Origin of the sequence: Stenotrophomonas sp. PUT21, from assembly GCF_052232875.1 — a bacterium.
Classification (GTDB): Bacteria; Pseudomonadota; Gammaproteobacteria; order Xanthomonadales; family Xanthomonadaceae; genus Stenotrophomonas; species Stenotrophomonas maltophilia_N.
Genome location: NZ_CP197645.1, coordinates 621457 through 641497, shown reverse-complemented (window position 1 = coordinate 641497; position 20041 = coordinate 621457). Strand labels below are relative to the sequence as shown.

25 protein-coding genes are annotated in these 20041 nt (G+C 67.9%); 19 read left to right on the top strand and 6 right to left on the bottom strand.

Annotated elements, in window-relative coordinates; all coding sequences use genetic code 11:
- Positions 1 to 40: 40 nt before the first annotated feature.
- Complete coding sequence (locus tag ACTT2I_RS03070) at positions 41 to 271, bottom strand: BolA family protein (RefSeq protein ID WP_088432818.1); 231 nt, start codon at positions 269 to 271, stop codon at positions 41 to 43.
- Positions 272 to 324: 53 nt separating this feature from the next.
- Here ACTT2I_RS03070 and ACTT2I_RS03065 point away from each other — a divergent pair, with 53 nt between their 5' ends.
- The 16 genes from ACTT2I_RS03065 (at position 325) to ACTT2I_RS02990 (ending at position 13195) form a co-directional block, all read left to right on the top strand.
- Entirely contained in the window at positions 325 to 1326 is a 1002-nt protein-coding gene (locus ACTT2I_RS03065; protein WP_293984348.1) for a KpsF/GutQ family sugar-phosphate isomerase, read from the top strand.
- A gap of 43 nt (positions 1327 to 1369) precedes the next feature.
- The gene (locus ACTT2I_RS03060; RefSeq protein ID WP_088432820.1) at positions 1370 to 1918 is read left to right on the top strand and encodes a KdsC family phosphatase; all 549 of its coding nucleotides are present in this window, start codon (positions 1370 to 1372) and stop codon (positions 1916 to 1918) included.
- Positions 1915 to 2481 carry an LPS export ABC transporter periplasmic protein LptC gene (lptC, locus tag ACTT2I_RS03055; RefSeq protein WP_421100496.1) on the top strand — a complete coding sequence of 189 codons (567 nt, stop codon included), beginning with the start codon at positions 1915 to 1917 and terminating at the stop codon, positions 2479 to 2481. Before ACTT2I_RS03060 ends, lptC begins: the two co-directional genes overlap by 4 nt.
- Positions 2459 to 3022, top strand: a complete 564-nt coding sequence (gene lptA / locus ACTT2I_RS03050; RefSeq protein WP_421100495.1) for a lipopolysaccharide transport periplasmic protein LptA — start codon at positions 2459 to 2461, stop codon at positions 3020 to 3022. The genes lptC and lptA overlap by 23 nt, the downstream gene beginning before the upstream one ends.
- Entirely contained in the window at positions 3022 to 3741 is a 720-nt protein-coding gene (gene lptB, locus ACTT2I_RS03045) for an LPS export ABC transporter ATP-binding protein (RefSeq protein ID WP_019185407.1), read from the top strand. The genes lptA and lptB overlap by 1 nt, the downstream gene beginning before the upstream one ends.
- Positions 3742 to 3783: 42 nt before the next feature.
- Positions 3784 to 5223, top strand: a complete 1440-nt coding sequence (locus tag ACTT2I_RS03040) for an RNA polymerase factor sigma-54 (RefSeq protein WP_088432824.1) — start codon at positions 3784 to 3786, stop codon at positions 5221 to 5223.
- A gap of 58 nt (positions 5224 to 5281) precedes the next feature.
- Positions 5282 to 5608: a ribosome hibernation-promoting factor, HPF/YfiA family gene (gene hpf, locus ACTT2I_RS03035; protein WP_046274055.1), complete on the top strand. Its 327-nt coding sequence runs from the start codon at positions 5282 to 5284 to the stop codon at positions 5606 to 5608.
- 21 nt (positions 5609 to 5629) lie between these two features.
- Positions 5630 to 6082, top strand: a complete 453-nt coding sequence (locus tag ACTT2I_RS03030) for a PTS sugar transporter subunit IIA (protein ID WP_088432825.1) — start codon at positions 5630 to 5632, stop codon at positions 6080 to 6082.
- Positions 6079 to 7029 carry an HPr(Ser) kinase/phosphatase gene (hprK, locus tag ACTT2I_RS03025; RefSeq protein ID WP_019185403.1) on the top strand — a complete coding sequence of 317 codons (951 nt, stop codon included), beginning with the start codon at positions 6079 to 6081 and terminating at the stop codon, positions 7027 to 7029. Before ACTT2I_RS03030 ends, hprK begins: the two co-directional genes overlap by 4 nt.
- Entirely contained in the window at positions 7026 to 7922 is an 897-nt protein-coding gene (rapZ, locus tag ACTT2I_RS03020; protein ID WP_421100494.1) for an RNase adapter RapZ, read from the top strand. Before hprK ends, rapZ begins: the two co-directional genes overlap by 4 nt.
- Positions 7923 to 8119: 197 nt before the next feature.
- A complete protein-coding gene (locus tag ACTT2I_RS03015; protein WP_019185401.1) occupies positions 8120 to 8512 on the top strand; it encodes a PTS sugar transporter subunit IIA in 393 nt (130 codons plus the stop codon).
- Positions 8505 to 8774 (top strand): HPr family phosphocarrier protein, encoded by a 270-nt coding sequence (locus tag ACTT2I_RS03010; RefSeq protein ID WP_088432826.1) that lies wholly within the window; start codon positions 8505 to 8507, stop codon positions 8772 to 8774. The genes ACTT2I_RS03015 and ACTT2I_RS03010 overlap by 8 nt, the downstream gene beginning before the upstream one ends.
- 59 nt (positions 8775 to 8833) lie before the next feature.
- The gene (ptsP, locus tag ACTT2I_RS03005; RefSeq protein ID WP_293984334.1) at positions 8834 to 10555 is read left to right on the top strand and encodes a phosphoenolpyruvate--protein phosphotransferase; all 1722 of its coding nucleotides are present in this window, start codon (positions 8834 to 8836) and stop codon (positions 10553 to 10555) included.
- A 130-nt stretch (positions 10556 to 10685) separates the two neighbouring features.
- A complete protein-coding gene (gene mgtE, locus ACTT2I_RS03000; protein ID WP_088432828.1) occupies positions 10686 to 12047 on the top strand; it encodes a magnesium transporter in 1362 nt (453 codons plus the stop codon).
- A 13-nt stretch (positions 12048 to 12060) separates the two neighbouring features.
- Positions 12061 to 12327 (top strand): hypothetical protein, encoded by a 267-nt coding sequence (locus ACTT2I_RS02995; protein WP_088432829.1) that lies wholly within the window; start codon positions 12061 to 12063, stop codon positions 12325 to 12327.
- A gap of 67 nt (positions 12328 to 12394) precedes the next feature.
- Positions 12395 to 13195: a prolyl oligopeptidase family serine peptidase gene (locus ACTT2I_RS02990; protein ID WP_421100493.1), complete on the top strand. Its 801-nt coding sequence runs from the start codon at positions 12395 to 12397 to the stop codon at positions 13193 to 13195.
- An 84-nt stretch (positions 13196 to 13279) separates the two neighbouring features.
- Here ACTT2I_RS02990 and ACTT2I_RS02985 read toward each other — a convergent pair whose 3' ends face one another.
- Genes ACTT2I_RS02985 through ACTT2I_RS02975 form a run of 3 tightly spaced genes read right to left on the bottom strand, consistent with a single transcriptional unit; the run spans position 13280 to position 15303 of the window.
- Positions 13280 to 14230: an aspartate carbamoyltransferase catalytic subunit gene (locus tag ACTT2I_RS02985; RefSeq protein WP_088432831.1), complete on the bottom strand. Its 951-nt coding sequence runs from the start codon at positions 14228 to 14230 to the stop codon at positions 13280 to 13282.
- A 16-nt stretch (positions 14231 to 14246) separates the two neighbouring features.
- A complete protein-coding gene (gene ruvX / locus ACTT2I_RS02980; RefSeq protein WP_088432832.1) occupies positions 14247 to 14744 on the bottom strand; it encodes a Holliday junction resolvase RuvX in 498 nt (165 codons plus the stop codon).
- Positions 14737 to 15303 (bottom strand): YqgE/AlgH family protein, encoded by a 567-nt coding sequence (locus ACTT2I_RS02975; RefSeq protein ID WP_088432833.1) that lies wholly within the window; start codon positions 15301 to 15303, stop codon positions 14737 to 14739. Before ACTT2I_RS02975 ends, ruvX begins: the two co-directional genes overlap by 8 nt.
- A gap of 107 nt (positions 15304 to 15410) precedes the next feature.
- Between ACTT2I_RS02975 and ACTT2I_RS02970 the strand changes: the two genes are divergently transcribed.
- Positions 15411 to 15947 carry a DNA-3-methyladenine glycosylase I gene (locus ACTT2I_RS02970; protein ID WP_421100492.1) on the top strand — a complete coding sequence of 179 codons (537 nt, stop codon included), beginning with the start codon at positions 15411 to 15413 and terminating at the stop codon, positions 15945 to 15947.
- Positions 15944 to 17083 carry a hypothetical protein gene (locus ACTT2I_RS02965; protein ID WP_421100491.1) on the top strand — a complete coding sequence of 380 codons (1140 nt, stop codon included), beginning with the start codon at positions 15944 to 15946 and terminating at the stop codon, positions 17081 to 17083. Before ACTT2I_RS02970 ends, ACTT2I_RS02965 begins: the two co-directional genes overlap by 4 nt.
- A 6-nt stretch (positions 17084 to 17089) precedes the next feature.
- Here ACTT2I_RS02965 and ACTT2I_RS02960 read toward each other — a convergent pair whose 3' ends face one another.
- Positions 17090 to 17797 carry a YitT family protein gene (locus tag ACTT2I_RS02960; RefSeq protein WP_421100490.1) on the bottom strand — a complete coding sequence of 236 codons (708 nt, stop codon included), beginning with the start codon at positions 17795 to 17797 and terminating at the stop codon, positions 17090 to 17092.
- 205 nt (positions 17798 to 18002) lie between these two features.
- Here ACTT2I_RS02960 and ACTT2I_RS02955 point away from each other — a divergent pair, with 205 nt between their 5' ends.
- Complete coding sequence (locus ACTT2I_RS02955) at positions 18003 to 18824, top strand: alpha/beta fold hydrolase (RefSeq protein ID WP_421100489.1); 822 nt, start codon at positions 18003 to 18005, stop codon at positions 18822 to 18824.
- A gap of 87 nt (positions 18825 to 18911) precedes the next feature.
- Here ACTT2I_RS02955 and ACTT2I_RS02950 read toward each other — a convergent pair whose 3' ends face one another.
- On the bottom strand, positions 18912 to 19895 hold the full coding sequence (locus tag ACTT2I_RS02950; RefSeq protein WP_421100488.1) for an aldo/keto reductase: 984 nt from the start codon (positions 19893 to 19895) through the stop codon (positions 18912 to 18914).
- Between the last annotated feature and the right edge of the window lie 146 nt (positions 19896 to 20041).

The following is a 20041-nucleotide window of genomic DNA, read 5'->3' as shown; positions in this document are numbered from 1 at the left end:
TGGGTCGGCTGAAACGATAACCGTGAGGGGGGCGCGGGGATCAACCCGCTTCGGCCGGGGTGACGGTCTTCAGCGCCAGCGCGTGGATCGCCCCGCCCATCAGATCGCCCAGGGTCGCGTAGACCATGCGGTGGCGCGCCAGCGGCATTTTGCCGGCAAAGGCGTCGCAGACCACGGTGGCCTCGAAGTGCACGCCGTCGTCACCCTGCACGTCCGCGCGGGCGCCAGGCAGGCCGGTTTCGATCAGATTGCGGATGGTCTCGGCGTCCAACGGGCTTTCCTAATAAAATGAGCGCTCATTCTACTCTTCCACGTGGCGCTCGCATGGCTGTCTCGCCCCAACTCCCCCATCCGGCCGACGCTGCGGCACTGGTCGCCAGCGGCCGCCGCGTGTTCGAGATCGAGCGCGATGCGCTGGGCGCGGTCGCCGAACGGCTGGGCGAGGCGTTCAGCCAGGCCTGCCAGCTGGTCCTGCAGAGCAAGGGCCGCGTGGTCGCCACCGGGATGGGCAAGTCCGGCCATGTGGCCCGCAAGATCGCCGCCACGCTGGCCTCGACCGGCACCCCGGCCTTCTACGTCCACCCCGGTGAAGCCGGGCACGGCGATCTGGGCATGATCACCGAGGCCGACGTGGTGCTGGCGCTGTCCTATTCGGGCGAATCCGACGAACTGCTGATGCTGCTGCCGGTGCTCAAGCGCCAGGGCAACCGTTTGATCGCCATGACCGGGCGGCCGCAGTCCAGCCTGGCCAGCGCCGCCGACGTTCACCTGGATGTCAGCGTGCCGGCCGAGGCCTGCCCGCTGGCGCTGGCCCCGACCTCCAGCACTACCGCCTCGCTGGCCATGGGCGACGCACTGGCCGTGGCCCTGCTCGATGCCCGCGGCTTCACCGCCGACGATTTCGCCCGCTCGCACCCGGCCGGCAGCCTCGGCCGCCGCCTGCTGCTGCACATCACCGACGTCATGCACAGTGGCGACGAACTGCCGCGCGTGGACGTCGGCGCCAGCCTCAGCGAGGCCTTGGTGGAGATGAGCCGCAAGCGCTTGGGCATGACCGCGGTGGTGGATGCCGACAACCGCCTGATCGGCCTGTTCACCGACGGCGACCTGCGCCGCGCGCTGGACACCGACCTGGACGTGCGCAGCGCGCGGATCGCCGATGTGATGACCCGTGGCCCGCGCACCATCGGTGCCGATCAGCTCGCCGCCGAAGCGGCGCAGCTGATGGAAGCCCACAAGATCAATGGCTTGATGGTGGTCGATGGCGAGGGGCATCTGGTCGGCGCGCTCAACATTCATGACCTGTTGCGGGCCCGGGTGGTTTAAACCACAGTTGCCTTCCTCCATTCAGCTGAGCTGCCCCCAGACGATGCCCTACTCCCCGTTGCCCGGTTTCCCGTCCCATCTGCATGCCGTCGCCGGCCGTATCCGGCTGGCCTGCTTCGACGTGGACGGCACGCTCACCGACGGTCGGCTTTACTACGACAAGGACGGCAACGAGAGCAAGGCGTACTACGTGCAGGACGGACTCGGCCTGAAACTGCTGCAACACCACGGTATCCACCCGGTGCTGATCACCGCGCGCAACAGCCAATCCGCGCTCAAGCGCGGCGCGGACCTGGGCATCGATACCCAGATCGCGGTCGGCGACAAGCTGGCCAGCGTCAAGGCGCTGTGCGAGCAGCACGGCATCGGCCTGGACCAGGTGGCCTTCATGGGCGACGACCTGCCCGATCTCGGCCCGCTGTGCGCGGTCGGCCTGGCGGTCGCGCCGGCCAATGCCCACCCGTGGATCGCCGAACGCGTGCACTGGCAGACCCGCAGCGACGGTGGCCAGGGTGCCGCGCGTGAGCTGTGCGATGTCCTGCTGGCCGCACAGGGTCATGTGGACGCCGTGCTGGCGAGGTTCGGCGCATGAACGTGCGTACCGCCATCGGCGGCCTGCTGCTGGTCGCCGCACTGCTGACCGGCTGGCTGGCCCTGCACCATCGCGACAAGGCCCCCGTGGCCGAGGGCGACGATGCCACCAAGGATTACGTGCTGCACGATTTCCAGATCGTGGCGCTGGACGAACAGGGCAAGGAATCCACCACCCTGCGCGCGCCGCTGCTGGAGCGCGCGCGCAGCGATGAAACCATGACCCTGACCACGCCCGTGTTCCTGCTGCCCGACCAGGACGGCAACCACTGGGAAATGCGTGGCGACAGCGGCTGGGTCAGCGCCAAGGGCGACCAGCTCAAGCTCATCGGCAACGTCAGCGGCGACAGCCCCAAGGTCGCCGGCGTGGTGCCCACCACCTTCCGCACCGATCATCTGGACGTGTTCCCGAAAGAGAACCGTGCCAGGACCGATGCCCGGGTCACCATGACCCGCCCGGGCCTGTCGCAGACAGGGGTCGGCTTTGAAGCCGACATGAAAACCCGGCAGTACAAACTCCTTTCACAGGTCAAGACCCGCTATGAACCGAACGCTGCCCGCTAAGCTCGCGCTGCTCGCCCTGCTGCTGCCCGGCGTGGCGCTGGCCAAGTCGTCCGACCGCAACCAGCCGATGAATCTGGAATCCAACAGCAACGACTGCAACCTGACCGATGATGCGGGCAAGTGCACGTTCACCGGCAACGTGGTGATCACCCAGGGCACCCTGGTGATCCACGCGGCCAACGCCGATCTGTTCCGCAAGAACGGCGATATCGAACGCGTCGTGCTGACCGGCAAGCAGGCCACGCTGGAGCAGGAAATGGATGACGGCTCCAAGATGAACGCCTGGGCCGACAACATGGATTACAACGTCAACAGCGAAGTGATCGTCCTCACCGGCAACTACAAGGTCGAGTCGCCGCGCGGCACCAACAGCGGTCAGAAAATGACCTACAACACCCGCACCGGCAACATGCAGAGCGGTGGCGATGGCACCCGCGTGCGGACCGTGATCCAGCCCAAGAACAAGGGCGCTGCCCCGGCCGCTCCGGCGGCCAAGCCGGCCACGCCCACCACTGCGCCCGCCGCCGGGAGCAAGAAGTAATGCTCGTCGCCAAAGGCCTGCGCAAGCGCTACAAGCAGCGTGAAGTCGTCAAGGATTTCGGGCTGACCCTGGAGGCCGGTGAAGTGGTCGGCCTGCTCGGCCCCAACGGCGCCGGCAAGACCACCTGCTTCTACATGATCGTCGGCCTGGTCGAGACCGACGCCGGCAGCATCGTGCTGGACGGCAAGGACATCACCAGCGACCCGATGTACACCCGCGCCAAGCAGGGCGTGGGCTACCTGCCGCAGGAACCCTCGGTATTCCGCAAGCTGACCGTGGCCGACAACCTGCGCTTGGTGCTGGAGCTGCGCGAAGACCTGGACAAGGCCGGCCGCGAGAAGGAACTGGCCAGCCTGCTGGACGAACTGCAGATCAACCACGTGGCCGACCAGCTCGGCGCCAGCCTCTCCGGCGGTGAGCGCCGCCGCTGTGAAATCGCCCGGGCGCTGGCCGCCAAACCGCGCCTGATCCTGCTCGATGAACCCTTCGCCGGTGTCGACCCGATCTCGGTCGGTGAAATCCAGCGCATCGTCACCCACCTCAAGCAGCGCGGGATCGGGGTGCTGATCACCGACCACAATGTCCGCGAAACCTTGGGAATCTGCGACCGCGCGTATATCCTCAACGAGGGCAGCGTGCTGGCACAGGGCGCGCCGGACGAGATCCTGGCCAACGCCGACGTCCGCCGCGTCTACCTTGGGGACACCTTCAAGCTCTGATCCAGCGGCCGCCGCAACGCCTTCCTTCCGTTCGGCACAGGCATGAAAGCACGGCTGCAGACATCGATGGGGCAACACCTGGTCATGACGCCGCAGCTGCGTCAGGCGATCAAGCTGTTGCAGATGTCCAGCGCCGAGCTGGAGCTGGAAATCAACGAGGCGGTGGAGACCAACCCGCTGCTGGACTGGGCCGAGAACGCTGAACCGGCGCTCGAGGCCAGCCCCGGCGAGGACACGCCCCCGCCCGCGCCCACCGATACCCACGCCGATGGCGAGCACCAGGTCTCGGCCAGCGATGACTGGTCGCCCGGTGAAGGCGACTGGACCAGCGGCAGCAGTGGCGGCTCCTTCGACGATGACGACAACGGCAGCGCCGCCGAGCGCGTGGCCGAGACCGAATCGCTGGCCGACCATCTGCTCTGGCAGCTGCACCTGTCGCACCTGTCGGCCCGCGACCGCAGCATCGGCGCGGCCCTGATCGATGCCTTCGAAGATGACGGCTACCTGCGCGAGCCACTGGCGACCATCGCCGAGACCCTGCGCCCGGCCATCCAGGCCGACGAGGCCGAAATCCTGACCGTGCTGCACCAGATCCAGCGCTTCGACCCGGTCGGGGTCGGGGCGCGCTCGCTGGGCGAATGCCTGGACCTGCAGCTGCTGGTGCTGCCCGCCGACACCCCCGGCCTGGCCCTGGCCCGGCGCATCGCCGATGGCCCGCTGGAGCGCCTGCCACGCAGTGGTGTGGCCGGGATCGCCCATGAGCTGCGCGAACCGCTGGCCGAGGTCGAGGTCGCGGTGCAGCTGCTGCGCTCGCTTGACCCGCGCCCCGGCACCCAGATCGGCGAGCTCTCCCACGACAGCTACGTGGTGCCCGACTGCGTGGTCTGGCGCCAGAACGGCGTCTGGCGCGCAGCCCTGGCCGGCCATGCCGGGCCCCGGGTGGTGATCCACCGCGGCTACGAACAGATGATCCGGCGCTGCGGCGAAGCCGACGCCGGCTACATGCGCGCCCACCTGCAGGAGGCGCGCTGGCTGCTCAAGGGCCTGGAGGCGCGCGGCGAGACCCTGCTGCGGGTGATGCGTTGCCTGCTCGACCAGCAGGCCGCCTTCCTGGAGTTCGGCGAACAGGCGCTGCGCCCGCTGACCCTGCGTGAAGTGGCCGGCGAGCTCGGCCTGCACGAATCGACCATTTCACGCGCGATCGCCCGCAAGTACGTACGCACCCCGCGCGGCACCCTGCCGCTGCGCGCGTTCTTCGCCTCCGGCATCGATACCGACAGCGGCGGCGAAGCCTCCAGCACCGCCATCCAGGCGATGCTGCGCCGCCTGATCGATGACGAGAACCCGCGCAAGCCGCTTTCTGACGCCAAGCTGGCTGACCTGCTCAAAACGTCGGGAATACCGGTGGCGCGACGCACCGTGGCGAAGTATCGTGAAGCCATGAACATTTCCGCCTCGCACGAAAGGGTAAGAATCGTCTGACGCTCCACCGCGCCCGGCGGGAAGGTTCATTGGCACATCCGAACAAAGGAGAAACCCGATGCACATCGAGACGTTTGGCAAGGACCACCTTGAGATCACCCCGGCTCTGAACGAGTACGTGGAGACCAAGCTGGAACGGCTGAGGAAGCATTTCGACCAGCACTGCGAAGTCCGCGTGCAACTGTCGATCCGCAAGCCGGAGCACCATGCCGATGCGAGTGTGAATGTTCCCGGGCAGACTCTGCACGCGGACGCCAGCGGCCCCACCATGTATGCGGCAATCGACATCCTGGCCGACAAGCTCGACCGCCTGGTCATCAAGCACAAAGAGAAAAAGCAGCAGCACGCTCCGCAACCCCTGCCGGTGGGCGACAATGAGGGCTGATGCCCTCGTTTCCACCCCGACATGCCTCTGACTGATCTTCTGGCGGCCGTCCGCACGCAAGTGCTGCCGGCCGCCGATCGCGACAGCGTGCTGAAGGCCGCAGCCCGTCTGCTGGCCTGCCGCGAAGCCAACGCCGAGCTGCTGTACCAGAACCTGTGCCAGCGCGAGACGCTCGGCAGCACCGCCATCGGCCACGGCATCGCCATTCCGCACGGCCGCGCCCCATTGCTTGAACGCCCCCGCGGCGCCCTGCTGCGGCTGGAATCGCCGGTGGAATTCGGCGGCGACGAGCCGGTCGATCTGGTCTTTGCGATTGCCGTGCCCGCGCACTACACCCATCAACACCTGATGCTGCTCTCCGAGCTGGCCGAGCTGTTCTCCGAGCCGGCCATCCGCCAGGCGCTGCGCGAAGCGCGCGACGGCGATGCGCTGCGTCGGGTCATCGAATTCCCCCCGCCGGCGAGTGCCGCATGAATACCAGCATCACCGCGCGCGAACTGTTCGAACAGCAGCGTGATCGCCTCAGCCTGCGTTGGGTCGCCGGCCAGCAGGGCGAGCGCCGTGAGCTGGAGGCCGGCAACAAGGTGTCCCGCCGCCCCTCGCTGGCCGGTTACCTCAACGCGATCTACCCCAACAAGGTGCAGATCCTGGGCACCGAGGAACTGTCCTGGCTGGATTCGCTGGACTCGCGCCAGCGCTGGGAAACCATCGAGCGGATCATGCAGTCGCATCCGCTGGCGCTGGTGATCACCCGCAACCAGTCCTGCCCGGAAGACCTGCGCGCGGCCGCGGACGAATCCCAGACCCCGCTGTGGATCTCGCCCAAGCGCGGCCACGAACTGCTCAACCACCTGTCCTACCACCTGGCGCGAACATTGGCGCCGCGGGTGATCCTGCATGGCGTGTTCATGGAGATCTACTCCATCGGCGTACTGATCACCGGCGAAGCAGGCTCGGGCAAGAGCGAGCTGGCGCTGGAACTGCTCAGCCGCGGCCACCGCCTGGTCGCCGACGATGCTCCCGAGTTCACCCAGATCGCCCCGGACGTGCTCGACGGCACCTGCCCGGAGCTGCTGCAGGACCTGCTGGAAGTGCGCGGCCTGGGCGTGCTCAATGTGCGCGAGATGTTCGGTGACACGGCTGTAAAGAAGAACAAGTACCTTCGGCTGATCGTCCACCTGACCAAGCCGATGACCGAGCCCACCCCCTACGGCTATGAACGCCTGACCGGCGACTCGGGTACCCGCCACGTGCTGGACCTGGATGTGCCGCTGATCACCCTGCCGGTGATGCCCGGCCGCAACCTGGCCGTGCTGACCGAAGCCGCCACGCGCCTGCACATCCTGCGGACCAAGGGCATCGACCCGGCCGCGATGTTCATCGCCCGCCACAGCAACATGTTGGAACGCCGCACGCCATGACCACGCCCGCCCCCGCCTCCGCCCCGACCGCCGCCACCCTGATCATCGTCAGTGGCCTGTCCGGTTCCGGCAAGACGGTCGCGCTGAAGACCTTCGAAGACCTGGATTACTACTGCTCGGACAACCTGCCGATCGACCTGCTGCCGGATTTCGTGCGCAGCCTGCTCGGGGATCCGGGCCGTGAAGCACCGCGCCGGCTCGCAGTGGGCATCGACGTGCGTGCGCAGAGCGATCTGACCCAGCTCTCGCACTGGCGCGAAGACGCCAAGGCCGCCGGCCTGGATGCGCAGTTGCTGTTCTTCGATGCCACCGATGAAACCCTGCTCAAGCGCTACGCCGATACCCGTCGCCGCCATCCGCTGAGCCAGCTTGGCCTGTCGCTGCCCGAAGCGATCGCCCGCGAACGCGAACTCACCGCGCCGCTGCGCGCCGCCGCCGATGCGGTGATCGACACCAGCCACCTCAACGTGCACCAGCTGCGCCGCAAGGTGGTGACCGAATTCGCACTGGCCCACGGCAACAAACTCTCGTTGCTGTTCGAATCGTTCGCCTACAAGCGCGGCGTGCCCGCAGAAGCGGATTTCGTGTTCGACGTGCGCGTGCTGCCCAACCCGCATTGGGACCCGGAACTGCGCCCGCTGTCCGGTCGCGATGCCGGGGTGCGCGAGCATCTGGATGCGCAGCCGGATGTGCAGCGCTATGCCGGCCAGCTGGTCGATTTCCTCGACACCTGGCTGCCGCGGCTGGGCAATGACACCCGCAGCTACGTGACCGTCGCCTTCGGCTGCACCGGTGGCAAGCACCGCTCGGTGTACATGGCCGAGCGCATGGCCCGCCATGCCCGTGACCAGGGCTGGCCGGAAGTGGCTACGTTCCATCGCGAACTGGACTGAAAACGGCACCGCCGGCGGTGCCCGGCCCCCACCGCGGTTGGGGTTGGCGACGCGCCTGTCCGGCCCCCGCGGCGGTGTCTCGCCATCGCCTTGTCCTGCACCGACCCGGGACAGGTCATCGACACGCTGAACCGCGGAACACAGCAGTCTTTCACGCGTGCTATCGCCAATTCATGTTGACCTGTTAACGTTCGGGAATGACCTGTGGCATTCTCCTCGTAACTCATCCCGGTGTCGGCACGGCCCTGCTGGACGTGGCGACCCGTCTGCTGCGGCACCTGCCGCTGAAGACCGAAGCTTTCGAAGTACCGTTCGACGCAGATATGGACGTCCTGCTCCCGCTCGCCTCGGCCGCCTTGCGCCGGGTGGACAGTGGCCAGGGCGTGCTGATCCTGACCGACCTGTACGGCGCCAGCCCCAGCAATCTGGCCGGGCAACTGGCTCGTCTGGGCACCCCGGCTCGCCGGGTTTCGGCGCTGAGCCTGCCGATGTTGATGCGGGTGATGAATTATCCGGAACAGGGACTGGATCAACTGCCTGCCACAGCCGCGGCAGGCACTCGCAATGGAGCGATTGTCGACGATGCTTGAACGTGAACTCACTGTTTCCAACCGCCTGGGCCTGCATGCCCGCGCCACTGCCAAGCTGGTGCAGGAGCTGGCGCCGTTCCGCTGCAACGTGACCATGGCCGCCAAAGGCCGTGAAATCAATGCCAAGAGCATCATGGGCGTCATGCTGCTGGCCGCTGGCCAGGGCACCCCGGTCACCGTGCGCATCGAGGGCGAAGACGAAGCCGCCGCGATGGACGCGGTGGTGGCCCTGTTCGAACGGCGTTTCGACGAGGACAACTGAGGATGGGGGGGCAACCGCGACCGGGATCCTCCGCACCGGCCCGGACCGCGTCCGGGGCGATGCTGTTGTCCGGCCACGGTGCCTCGCGCGGCAACGCCCTGGGCCGCGCCCGGGTGCGCCTGCCGCATGCCCTGGAAGTGGCCGAACAGCGCATCCCCCCGGCCAAGATCGAGGCCGAGCTGGAGCGCCTGCACGTGGCCGTGGAAGCGGCTCGCGGCGAAATGCATGACCTGCGCCAGCGCCTGCATGGCGCGCTCAACCAGGAGGTCGGCGAGTTCCTCGACCTGCATGCCCTGCTGCTCGATGACCCCGAGCTGCTGTTCGGGCTGGACGAGCTGATCCGCAGTGGCCCATACAGCGCCGGCTACGCCTTGCGTGTGCAGCGCGACCGCCTGGCCAAGGTCTTCGACGGCATGGACGATGCCTACCTGAAGAGCCGCATGGACGACCTGGACCATGTGATCGGGCGCATCCATGCCTTCCTGCAGAAGCGCCCGCCGGACGTCAAAGGCATGGCCGGCGAAATCCTGATCTGCGACAACATCGCCCCTTCCGAGCTGGCCCAGCTGCAGGCCCACGGCGTGGTCGGCATCGTCACCGCCGGTGGCAGCGCGCTCTCGCACAGCGCGATCCTGGCGCGCAGCCTGCACCTGCCGTTGATCGTCAACGTGCCGAACGTGCTGCAGAAGGTCGCCGACGGCGACGTGCTGATCATGGACGGCAGCGACGGCACGGTCACGATCAACCCGCAGGCACCGGACCTGCGCGATTACCGCGTGCGGCTGCGCGAGCACGCGCGCGAACAGCGCGAACTCGGCCGCCTGCGCACCAAACCCAGCCGCACCCGCGACAACGTCGATATCGCCCTGCTCGCCAATGCCGAGTCCAGCGAAGACGTCACCCAGGCGCATGCGCTGGGCGCACACGGGCTGGGCCTGTACCGCACCGAATTCCTGTTCCTGCAGCGTAACGAGCTGCCGGACGAGCAGGAGCAGTTCGAGACCTACCGCGATGCCGCGCTCGGCATGAGCGGGCGGCCGGTCACCATCCGCACCCTGGACCTGGGCGCGGACAAGGCCGACCGCACCGGGCTGACCCTGAGCAACGAAGAAAACCCGGCCCTGGGCCTGCGCGGTGTGCGCCTGTCGCTGGCGCGGCCGAAAGTGGCCGACACCCAGCTGCGCGCGATCCTGCGCGCCTCGGCCTACGGCAAGCTGCGCATCCTGATTCCGATGGTCAGCACCCGCGAGGAGATCCTCGCCGTCCGCCGGCGCCTGGCCAAGCAGGCCGAGCTGCTGCGCGCCGAAGGCCACGAGGTGGCCGAACACATCCCGTTCGGCGCGATGATCGAAGTCCCGGCGGCGGCGATCGCGCTGGAGAGCTTCATCGATCTGGTCGACTTCCTCTCGATCGGCACCAACGATCTGGTCCAGTACCTGCTCGCCGCCGACCGCAACAACGAGGCAGTTGGCGAGCTGTATTCGCCGCTGCACCCGGCGGTAGTGCGCCTGCTGGCGCATATCCTGCGAACCGGGCAGGCCTACAACATCCCGGTGGCAGTGTGCGGCGAGATCGCTGGCGATCCGCTGATGACGCGTCTGCTACTGGCGCTGGGGCTGACGGAGTTCAGCCTGCACCCGGGCACGCTGCTGGAAGTACGCCGCGCGGTGCGCGACAGTGACCTGTCCGTACTGCAGGCGATGGCCCCCAAGCTGCTGCAGGCGCGCGACCGCCGCGGCATTGAACGCTGGATCGAGAAGGCGAGCCTGGCGACCGCGTGACCGCTGGCATCGCCTGCGGTGATGGCCTACCGGATTGACATGTAAGCGCGCGATAATGACGCGGTGACCACCGCCCATGCCGCATCCTCTACCGGATAGCGGCCTTTTTCTTTTTCCGCAGGAGCTGCGCATGGCCGAAGCCGTACGCCACGACAAGACGGCGCGCCAGCTGCGGCTGTTGTCCGATGCACTGGACAGCGGGCGGTTGGGTCCGGTCCGTCGGTTGGTCAATACCCTGGCGCCGGCGGAAATCGGCAACCTGCTCGAATCGCTGCCCCCGGGCAAGCGCGAGATTGTCTGGGGCCTGGTCGATCCGGAAGACGACGGCGAGGTGCTGGTCCACGTCGGCGAGGAAGTGCGCGAAAGCCTGCTGGCCGACATGGACCCGGACGAGATCATCGCCGCGGTCGAAGACCTGGACATCGATGACCTTGCCGACCTGGTCGAGGATCTGCCGGACACGGTCATCGATGAAGTGCTCAAGTCGATGGACCGCGAGAACCGCGAGCGGCTCGAGCAGGTGCTGTCGTACCCCGAGGACAGCGCCGGCCGCCTGATGAACCCGGACGTGGTGACCGTGCGCGCCGACGTCAACGTGGATGTGGTGCTGCGTTACCTGCGCCTGCGTGGCGAACTGCCCGACCACACCGATCACCTGTTCGTGGTCAGCCGCCGCCATCAGTACCTCGGCCGCCTCTCGCTGGCCGCACTGGTGACGCATGAGGACAACACCCCGATCAACCGCCTGATCGACGACGAGCAGCCGGCGATCGATGTCGGCGAGAGCGCCGATGAAGTCGCGCGCCAGTTCTCCGATCATGACTGGGTCTCCGCGCCGGTAGTGGACGACAACAACATCCTGCTCGGCCGCATCACCATCGATGACGTGGTCGACATCATCCGGTCGCAGGCCGAGCACCAGGCGCTGGGCGCCGCCGGTCTGGACGAAGAAGAAGATCTGTTCTCGCCGATCAAGCGCGCCGTGCGCGGCCGCGTGGTGTGGCTGGGCATCAACCTGTGCACCGCGTTCCTGGCGGCCAGCGTGATCGGCCAGTTCGAGCTGACCCTGCAGAAAGTGGTGGCGCTGGCCGTGCTGATGCCGATCGTGGCCGGCGTCGGCGGCAATGCGGCCGTGCAGGTGCTGACGCTGATGGTGCGCGGCATCGCGCTGGGCCAGGTTGGCCAGAGCAATGCGCGCATCCTGCTGTGGAAGGAATCGCGGGTCGCGCTGATCAACGGCACCCTGATCGGCACCGTGGTCGGCATCATCGCCTACCTCTGGTTCCACAGTTTCCTGCTCTCGCTGGTGATCACGATGGCGCTGATCATCAACTTCTGCGCCGCGGCCCTGGCCGGCGTCCTGCTGCCGTTGCTGCTCAAGCGCATGAACGTGGACCCGGCCGTGGCCGGCACCGTGGTGGTGACTGCCGTCACCGACGTCATGGGCTTCTTCAGCTTCCTCGGCCTGGCCAGCCTGATCCTGCTGCACTGACCCTGGACCCCGCATGGCCGTGACCCTCGACAATTACTTCGTCCCCGGTTGGCGCGACGCGACCTATACCTGCGCTGCCTGCGAATGGCAGGGCAGCGCGCGGCAGATGCCGATGGAACTGCACGAAGACGAAGCGCAGTTCGACTGCCCACAGTGCGAGAACCCGATCCTGCTGGTGGTCCACCCCAGCCTGGCCCAGGTGCAGGCGGCCGCTGCGGGTGGCCACCCCGAGGCGATCGAACAGCTGGACATCCTCGCCGCGGCGCCGCGCCCGGACTGATGCACTGCACGATGCTCCGGCGCGCTACCGGGCCTAGACTGAAATCGATTTCAGACAAGGCACGACAATGGCGCGACGCTGGGGAAGCTGGCTGCTGTGGGCGGTGGCGATGATGACGGTGGCCGGATGCGCGAGCACGCCGGAAACATCCGGGGGCCAGTTCGTCGGCCGCGCGGTCAAGGTGGAGGGGCAGACTGCGTATTACCAGGTATTCGTGCCTCGCAACGCAGCGGCCTCGCGCGGCGAACTGCCGGTGGTGCTGTTCCTGCACGGCTCCGGCGAACGGGGCCGCGACGGCCGCCGCCAGACCCAGGCCGGGCTCGGCCCGTACCTGCGCCAGCACCCCTCCACTTTCCCGGCGCTGGTCGTGTTGCCGCAGACGCCGGATGACCAGGAGTGGTCCGGCGAGAACAATCGCATCGCCTTGGCGGCGCTGGATGCCGCCATCGCCGAGTTCGGCGCCGACCCGCAACGCCAGTACCTGACCGGCATGTCGATGGGCGGCTATGGCAGCTGGAACATCGCGCTGGCCGAACCGGCCCGCTTCGCCGCGATCGTACCGGTCTGCGGCGCGGTGCTGTCGCCGCGTGCGGTGCGCCCCACCCTGTTCGTGGAGGACGTCGCCCACGAAGCCGATCCGTACGCAGCCATCGCCCAGCGGCTGAAGCACGTCCCGATCTGGATGTTCCATGGCGCGCTGGACGACGTGGTGCCGCCGGAGGACGACCGCAAGCTGCACGCCGCGTTCCAGCAGACCGGCGCGAGGGATGTGCGTTACACCGAGTATCCCGATGGCAACCACAACGCGTGGGACGCGACGTATGCCGATGCCGCGATGTGGGCATGGCTGTTCGCGCAGCAGCGGTGATTGGATGACCGGCAGGTACCCACCGCGGGTGGGCCACACGCCCGTATCAACCAACGGGCGGCACCTGCCGTGTTGAAAGGCTGCTTACCCCAGCAACGTTTCCAGCACCGCCATGCGCACGGCCACGCCATTGGCGACCTGGCGCAGCACCCACGACTGCGGGCCGTCGGCCACCTCGTCGGTGACTTCCACGCCGCGGTTGATCGGGCCCGGGTGCAGTACGGCGGCATCGGTGCCGGCACGCTTGAGGCGCGCGGCATCCAGGCCGTACTGCGCGTGGTACTGCTCCAGCGAGGGCACCAGGCCTTCCTCCATGCGCTCGCGCTGCAGGCGCAGCATCATCAGCGCATCGGCGCCTTCCAGCATGGCGTCGAAATCGTCGCCGACGATGCAGCCCTTCAGGGTGTCATCGTCCGGTAGCAGCGACTGCGGGCCGCACACGCGGATCTCGCCGACACCCAGCGTGCGCAGCGCATGCAGGTCGGTGCGGGCCACGCGCGAGTGCTTCACGTCGCCGACGATGATCACTTTCATCTTCGAGAAATCGCTGCCCTTGGCCTGGCGCAGGGTCAGCATGTCCAGCAGGCCCTGGGTCGGGTGCGCGCTGCGGCCGTCACCGGCGTTGACCAGCGCCGTGCCCTCGCCGGCCGCCGCGGCCAGCGCCGCCACCGCACCATCCTCGGGATGGCGGACGACGAAGCCGCGCACACCCATGGCTTCCAGGTTCTTCAGCGTGTCGCAGGCGGTCTCGCCCTTGCGCGTGGAGGAGGTGGAGGCATCGAAGTTCAGCACGTCCGCGCCCAGCCGCTGGGCGGCCAGCTGGAACGAGCTGCGGGTGCGCGTGGAGGGTTCAAAGAACAGCGTGCAGACCGCCGAGCCGCCGAGCACGTGGCGCTTGTTGCCGACCCGGCCAACCGCCGCGTCGCGGATCTGGCCGGCGCGGTCGAGCAGCTGCAGCAGGGTTTCGCGGGGCAGACCTTCCAGGGTCAGCAGGTGGCGCAGGCGTCCATCGGAATCGAGTTGCGAGGCGGTCATGGGCAGGGTCTGAGGGTCAGGAAACGGGGGTGGCGTCATCCGGGCAGGAGAGCCAGCGTTCGATGATCACCGCCGCGGCCACGGCATCCAGTGCCGCGGCATCACGGCGGCGTTTGCGGCCTTCGGCGCGCTCGACCGCGAACCGGCGTGCCGCCTCGACCGAGCTGGAGCGCTCGTCGACCAGCACCACCGGCAGTTTGAAACGTTCCCGCAGCTGGCGGGCAAAGCCCTGCGCGCGCTTGCGGTTGGGCTGGTCCTGGCCATCCAGGGTCAGCGGATCGCCGACCACCAGGCCGTCCGGCCGCCACTCTTTGATCAGGCGCTCCACGGCGGTCCAGTCCGGGCCGTTGCCGTGGACATCGACCACGGCGATCGCACGCGCATGGGTGCCGAACGAGCTGCCGATGGCCACGCCGATGCGGCGCGAACCGACATCGAAGCCGAGCACGGTGCCGTCGCGACGGATGGTCGGCGGTGCGGCCGCGGCGGGCGCGGGCGTGACCGGCTCAGACATGGCCGCTGTAATCAGTGAGGCGGAACAGGTCCACGCCGATGCGTGCCGCCGCGCCCTGCCAGCGCTCGTCCAGCGGCGTGCTGAACAGCAGATCTGCATCCGCGGGCACGGCCAGCCAGGTGTTCTCGGCCAGTTCGGATTCCAGCTGCCCCTCGCTCCAGCCGGCGCAGCCCAGGGTGACCAGCGCATTGCGCGGGCCTTCGCCGCGGGCCATCGCTTCGAGGATGTCGCGCGAGGTGGTGAGGAACACGCCCTCGCCCACCGCCAGACTGGAATCCCAGCCGCGCGCATCGTCATGGATCACGAAGCCGCGCTCGGGATGCACCGGGCCGCCGTTGAGCACGATCTGGCCGGGCAGCGTATCGCTGGTGGTGGTGATCTCCATCTGGGCCAGCACATCGCCGAGGGTGTACTCGGAGGGCTGGTTGACCAGCACGCCCATCGCGCCGTTCTCGTCGTGCTGGCAGATCAGCGCCACGGTACGGGCAAAGGTGGGGTCGGTCAGCGACGGCAGCGCGACCAGCAGGTGGTGGGCAAGCGAAGTGGACAATTCAGACATGGGCCCATTCTAGCCGCTGGCCGTGATGTGCGCTTTCGCGCTGACATAATGCAGCCCTGCGTGTGCCCTGGCCCGCGCGCCTGATCCGCCATCGCAAGGAGCTGCACGTGTCCGGTTACTGCCTCATCGCCCCCGGCCATCCGGTCCACGGCCACTACCATGACCACGAATACGGCTTTCCGCAGCGCGAGGAGCGTGAGCTGTTCGAGCGCCTGATCCTGGAGATCAACCAGGCCGGCCTGAGCTGGGAGACGATCCTGAAGAAACGCGAGGGCTTCCGTGTCGCCTACGACGGCTTCGACGTGGACACCGTGGCCGCCTACGGCGAGCGCGATATCGAGCGTCTGCTCAACGATGCCCGCATCATCCGCAACCGGCTCAAGGTGCACGCCGCCGTCCACAACGCCCAGGTAATCCAGCAGCTGCGGGCCAGCCATGGCAGCTTCGCAGGGTGGCTGGATGCCCACCATCCGCTGGACAAGGCCGGGTGGGTGAAGCTGTTCAAGAAGACCTTCCGCTTCACTGGCGGAGAGATCACCGGCGAGTTCCTGATGAGCCTGGGTTACCTGCCCGGTGCCCACAGCCCGGACTGCCCCGTGTTCAAGCGCATCGACACGCTCAAGCCGGCCTGGCGCCAGAGGTGACCCACCCCGTCGTGCGGGCTGCGCTGCTCGCTGCCCTGAGCCTGCCCCCGCTGGCTGCCGCAAGCGACCTGGATGGCGTGCTGGAGCGCCTGCGCGCGGAGATCGCCGCGGTGCCGGCCGACGACCCGGCCCCGATCGACACCGTCCTGGCCCGTTACCGCGACGAGACCGGCATCGACCTGCAGATTCCGGTGGCCGGCGATAGCGATGCCCCGCTACCGGCACTGGTGCGCCCGGCCACGGTCGCCCCGGCCGATTGGGACGCGGTGACCCGCTATCTGCACCAGACCGATGCCCAGCACACCGTGCCGGTGGAGATGGGCGAGCTGTCGCTCTCCCTGCTCGATCTGGACGGCGACGGGCAGCGCGACCTGGTGCAGAGCGCGTACAGCGGCGGCACCGGCCTGTACACGCAGGTGGACCTGCTGCGGCGCGATCCGCAGCGCGGCTTCGTGGTGCCCGACAGCCTGGACCCGCAGCGCCCCTGGGCGCAGGGCCAGTACGGCATCAGCGGGCGCGGCAGCGACCAGGGGCTGTACTGGCTGCGCATCGACGGGGTCAGCTACATCGCCTACCGCGATGGCGACTATTACGGCGATACCCTGCTGCTGAACCGGCCGCTGTCGGCCGATCCCCGCGAGCGCAGCCCGGCGGTGCAGTTGCAGGTGCGCTACGGCCGCCAGCACCGGCTGGCCGACCCGGTGATGCATCTCGACGGCGAACCGCTGGATGCCCAGGCCACCGCGATCGCAGGGGACCGGCGCCTGCTCAAGCACATCGACCACCTGCTGGCCGCGCTGACCCTCGATGGCGACGGCGTGGCGCACTTTGGCGACGAACAGGCGCGTTGCCCGGTGCCACCCGGCACCGATCCGGGCGAGGCCGAGATCTGGCCGTGGCGCGGCGCGGGCAGCTACACCTTCGATACCGCCGCCGACACCGTGATCCGCTCAGGCAAGCAGTGCTACAGCGCCACGCTCATCGCCCTGCGCAGCAGCTATGCCGGCGACCATGCGCTGTGCTGCCAGCTGTGGCTGTACCGCGGCCCCGGCGAGCAGGCGGCCACGCTGGACCTGCGCAGCCGCCGCTGGGTCTCCGGCGTGACGCTCGTGCCGGTCCCGCCGCAGGGTGAGTAGCGGGCGTCAGACGCCCATGTAGCGGCCCGGGCGGTGGTTGAACATCAGCACCAGGCTGAGCACCACCGCGCCGATCGCCGAGTACATCACCTTGGAGGGGGACAGGACCGAGAAGGCCACGCACATCAGCAGGGTGTCGAACGACATCTGCACCTTGCCGGCGCTCCAGCCACGCGTGCGCTGCAGGTACACCGCCAGGATGCCGATGCCGCCCAGGCTGGCCCGGTGGCGGATGTAGAACAGGATGCCCAGGCCGGCCAGCGCCCCGCCCACGATGGCCGAGTACAGCGAGCTCATGTGGGCGAAATCGGCCCAGCGCGGCAGCAGGTCGGTCAGCACGCCGCAGGCGGTGACCGCCGCAAAGGTCTTCAGGGTGAATTCCCAGCCCATGCGCCGCACGGCCACCCAGTAGAACGGCAGGTTGACCAGCACGAACACCACGCCGAAGTTCCAGCCGAAGGCGTAGTGCGCCAGGAAGGCGAGCCCGGCCATGCCGCCGATCATCAGCCCGCCCTTGGCGAAGATCGCCAGGCCGAGCGAGGCGACCAGCGTCGCCAGGACCATGCCCTGCACGTCCTCGGCCACGGAATGGCGCAGGGCTTTCTCGTCGGCCATGGTACCGGCGCTGTCCGGTGGCGGGGTCAGCGGACCTGCGGTGACCAGGTGGCCGTCAGCGTCGTCGCACGGCGCGGGGCCATGGGAATCAAGGGACATGGGGGTGGGGGTGTGACGTGGGGAGCGGTATTAGACACGATCGGCGTGACAGTTGCTGGTGAAATTGATTCAGCCACCGCCGGTGCAGGGGCTGGGCCACCGACGCCAGACCGACATCCGCCGTTCATCGCGGCTGAACACCCTGCGGCCGCAGCATGCACGGGTACCCCGCCGTGCCCTTCCCCTCCCTCAGGAGTTGCGTGCCATGCCTTACGTCACCACCGCAGACAAGACCGAGATCTTCTACAAGGACTGGGGCAAGGGACAGCCCCTCGTGTTCCATCACGGCTGGCCGCTCAGCGCCGATGACTGGGACACCCAGCTGCAGTTCTTCCTGCTGCAGGGCTACCGCGTGATCGCGCACGACCGCCGCGGCCATGGTCGCTCCTCGCAGACCAGCGGCGGGCATGAGATGGACACCTACGCTGCGGACGTCAACGCGCTGGCCGATCACCTTGACCTGCGCGATGCCATCCACATCGGACACTCCACCGGCGGTGGTGAGGTCGCCCATTACGTGGCGCAGGCCAAACCCGGGCGCGTGGCCAAGGCGGTGCTGATCGGCGCGGTGCCGCCGATCATGGTCAAAAGCGAGACCAACCCGGGCGGCACGCCGAAGGAGGTCTTCGATGGCTTCCGCCAGGCACTGGTCGCGGGCCGTGCGGCGTTCTACCGCGAGGTGCCGATTCCGTTCTACGGCTTCAACCGCGAGGGCACGCCCCCGCAACAGGGCATCGTCGATAACTGGTGGCGGCAGGGCATGATGGGCGCGATCAACGCGCACTACGATTGCATCAAGGCGTTTTCGGAAACCGACTTCACCGACGACCTGAAAAAAATCGACGTGCCGGTGCTGGTGATGCACGGCGACGACGATCAGATCGTGCCGATCGCCGATTCGGCGGAACTGGCCATCAAGCTGCTCAGGCACGGCACGCTGAAGGTCTACAAAGGGTATCCACATGGCATGTGCACCACCCATGCGGACGTGATCAACGCGGATCTGTTGGCGTTCATTCGCGGGTGAGGTGTGTACCGACCCACGGTCGGCACCTACCCGAGATGTGTGGGACGGGTAGCGCACGACCGTTGGTCGTGCGCCCCATCGCCCCGCTCAGCGCGCGACCAGCTTCTGCCGCTCGGCGTTGTAGCGATCCCCGACGATGGCGATGCTGTCCAGCGCCGCTCCGATCTGCTGCAGCTCCGCATCGCTCAACACCACGGCCACCGCGCCCAGGTTCTCCGTCAGGCGATGCAGCTTGGTCGTGCCGGGAATCGGCACGATCCACGGCTTGCGCGCCAGCAGCCAGGCCAAGGCGATCTGGGCAGGCGTCGCGCCCTTGTCAGCGGCAATGGCGCTGATGCGATCCACCAGCGCCTGATTGGCCTGGCGGGCTTCGGCCGCAAACCGCGGCACGCTGTTGCGGAAGTCATCCGCCGCGAACTGCGTGTCCACGTTGATGGCACCGGTCAGGAAGCCCTTGCCCAGCGGGCTGAACGGCACGAAGCCGATACCCAGTTCTTCCAACACTGGCAGCACCGCCTGTTCCGGCTCGCGCCACCACAGGGAGTATTCGCTCTGCAGCGCCGTCACCGGCTGAACGGCGTGCGCCCGGCGGATGGCATCGACGCCGGCCTCGGACAACCCGAAGTGCTTCACCTTGCCCTCGGCGATCAGGTCCTTGACCGTACCGGCCACATCCTCGATCGGCACGTTCGGGTCGACCCGGTGCTGGTAGAACAGATCGATGCGGTCGGTCTTCAAGCGCGACAGGCTGGCCTCGGCCACCGCGCGGATACGCTCGGGGCGGCTGTCCAGGCCCGCATCGGCATGGCCGTCCTTGAAGCCGAACTTGGTGGCGATCACCAGCTGGTCGCGGAACGGCGCGAGCGCCTCGCCCAGCAGTTCCTCGTTGAAGAACGGGCCATAGGCCTCGGCGGTATCAAAGAAGGTCACGCCCTGCTCGACGGCGGCGCGCAGCAGCGCGATCGCCTCGCTGCGGCCGGTCGCCGGACCATAGCCGTAGCTCAGCCCCATGCAGCCCAGGCCTAGGGCGGAAACCCGCAGGCCGCTGCGGCCCAGTTCACGTGTCTGCATGGTGGTGCTCCTGCCGGTGGGACCGGCGTCATGGGGGACAGCCACGATAGCCCTGTCGGCTGGGGAGATTGGATAGTGCGGGGTGCTGTCGGTGATGAGCGTGGCTCATCAATGCGGCGTCCCAATGCCGTTCGTACGGCCATGGA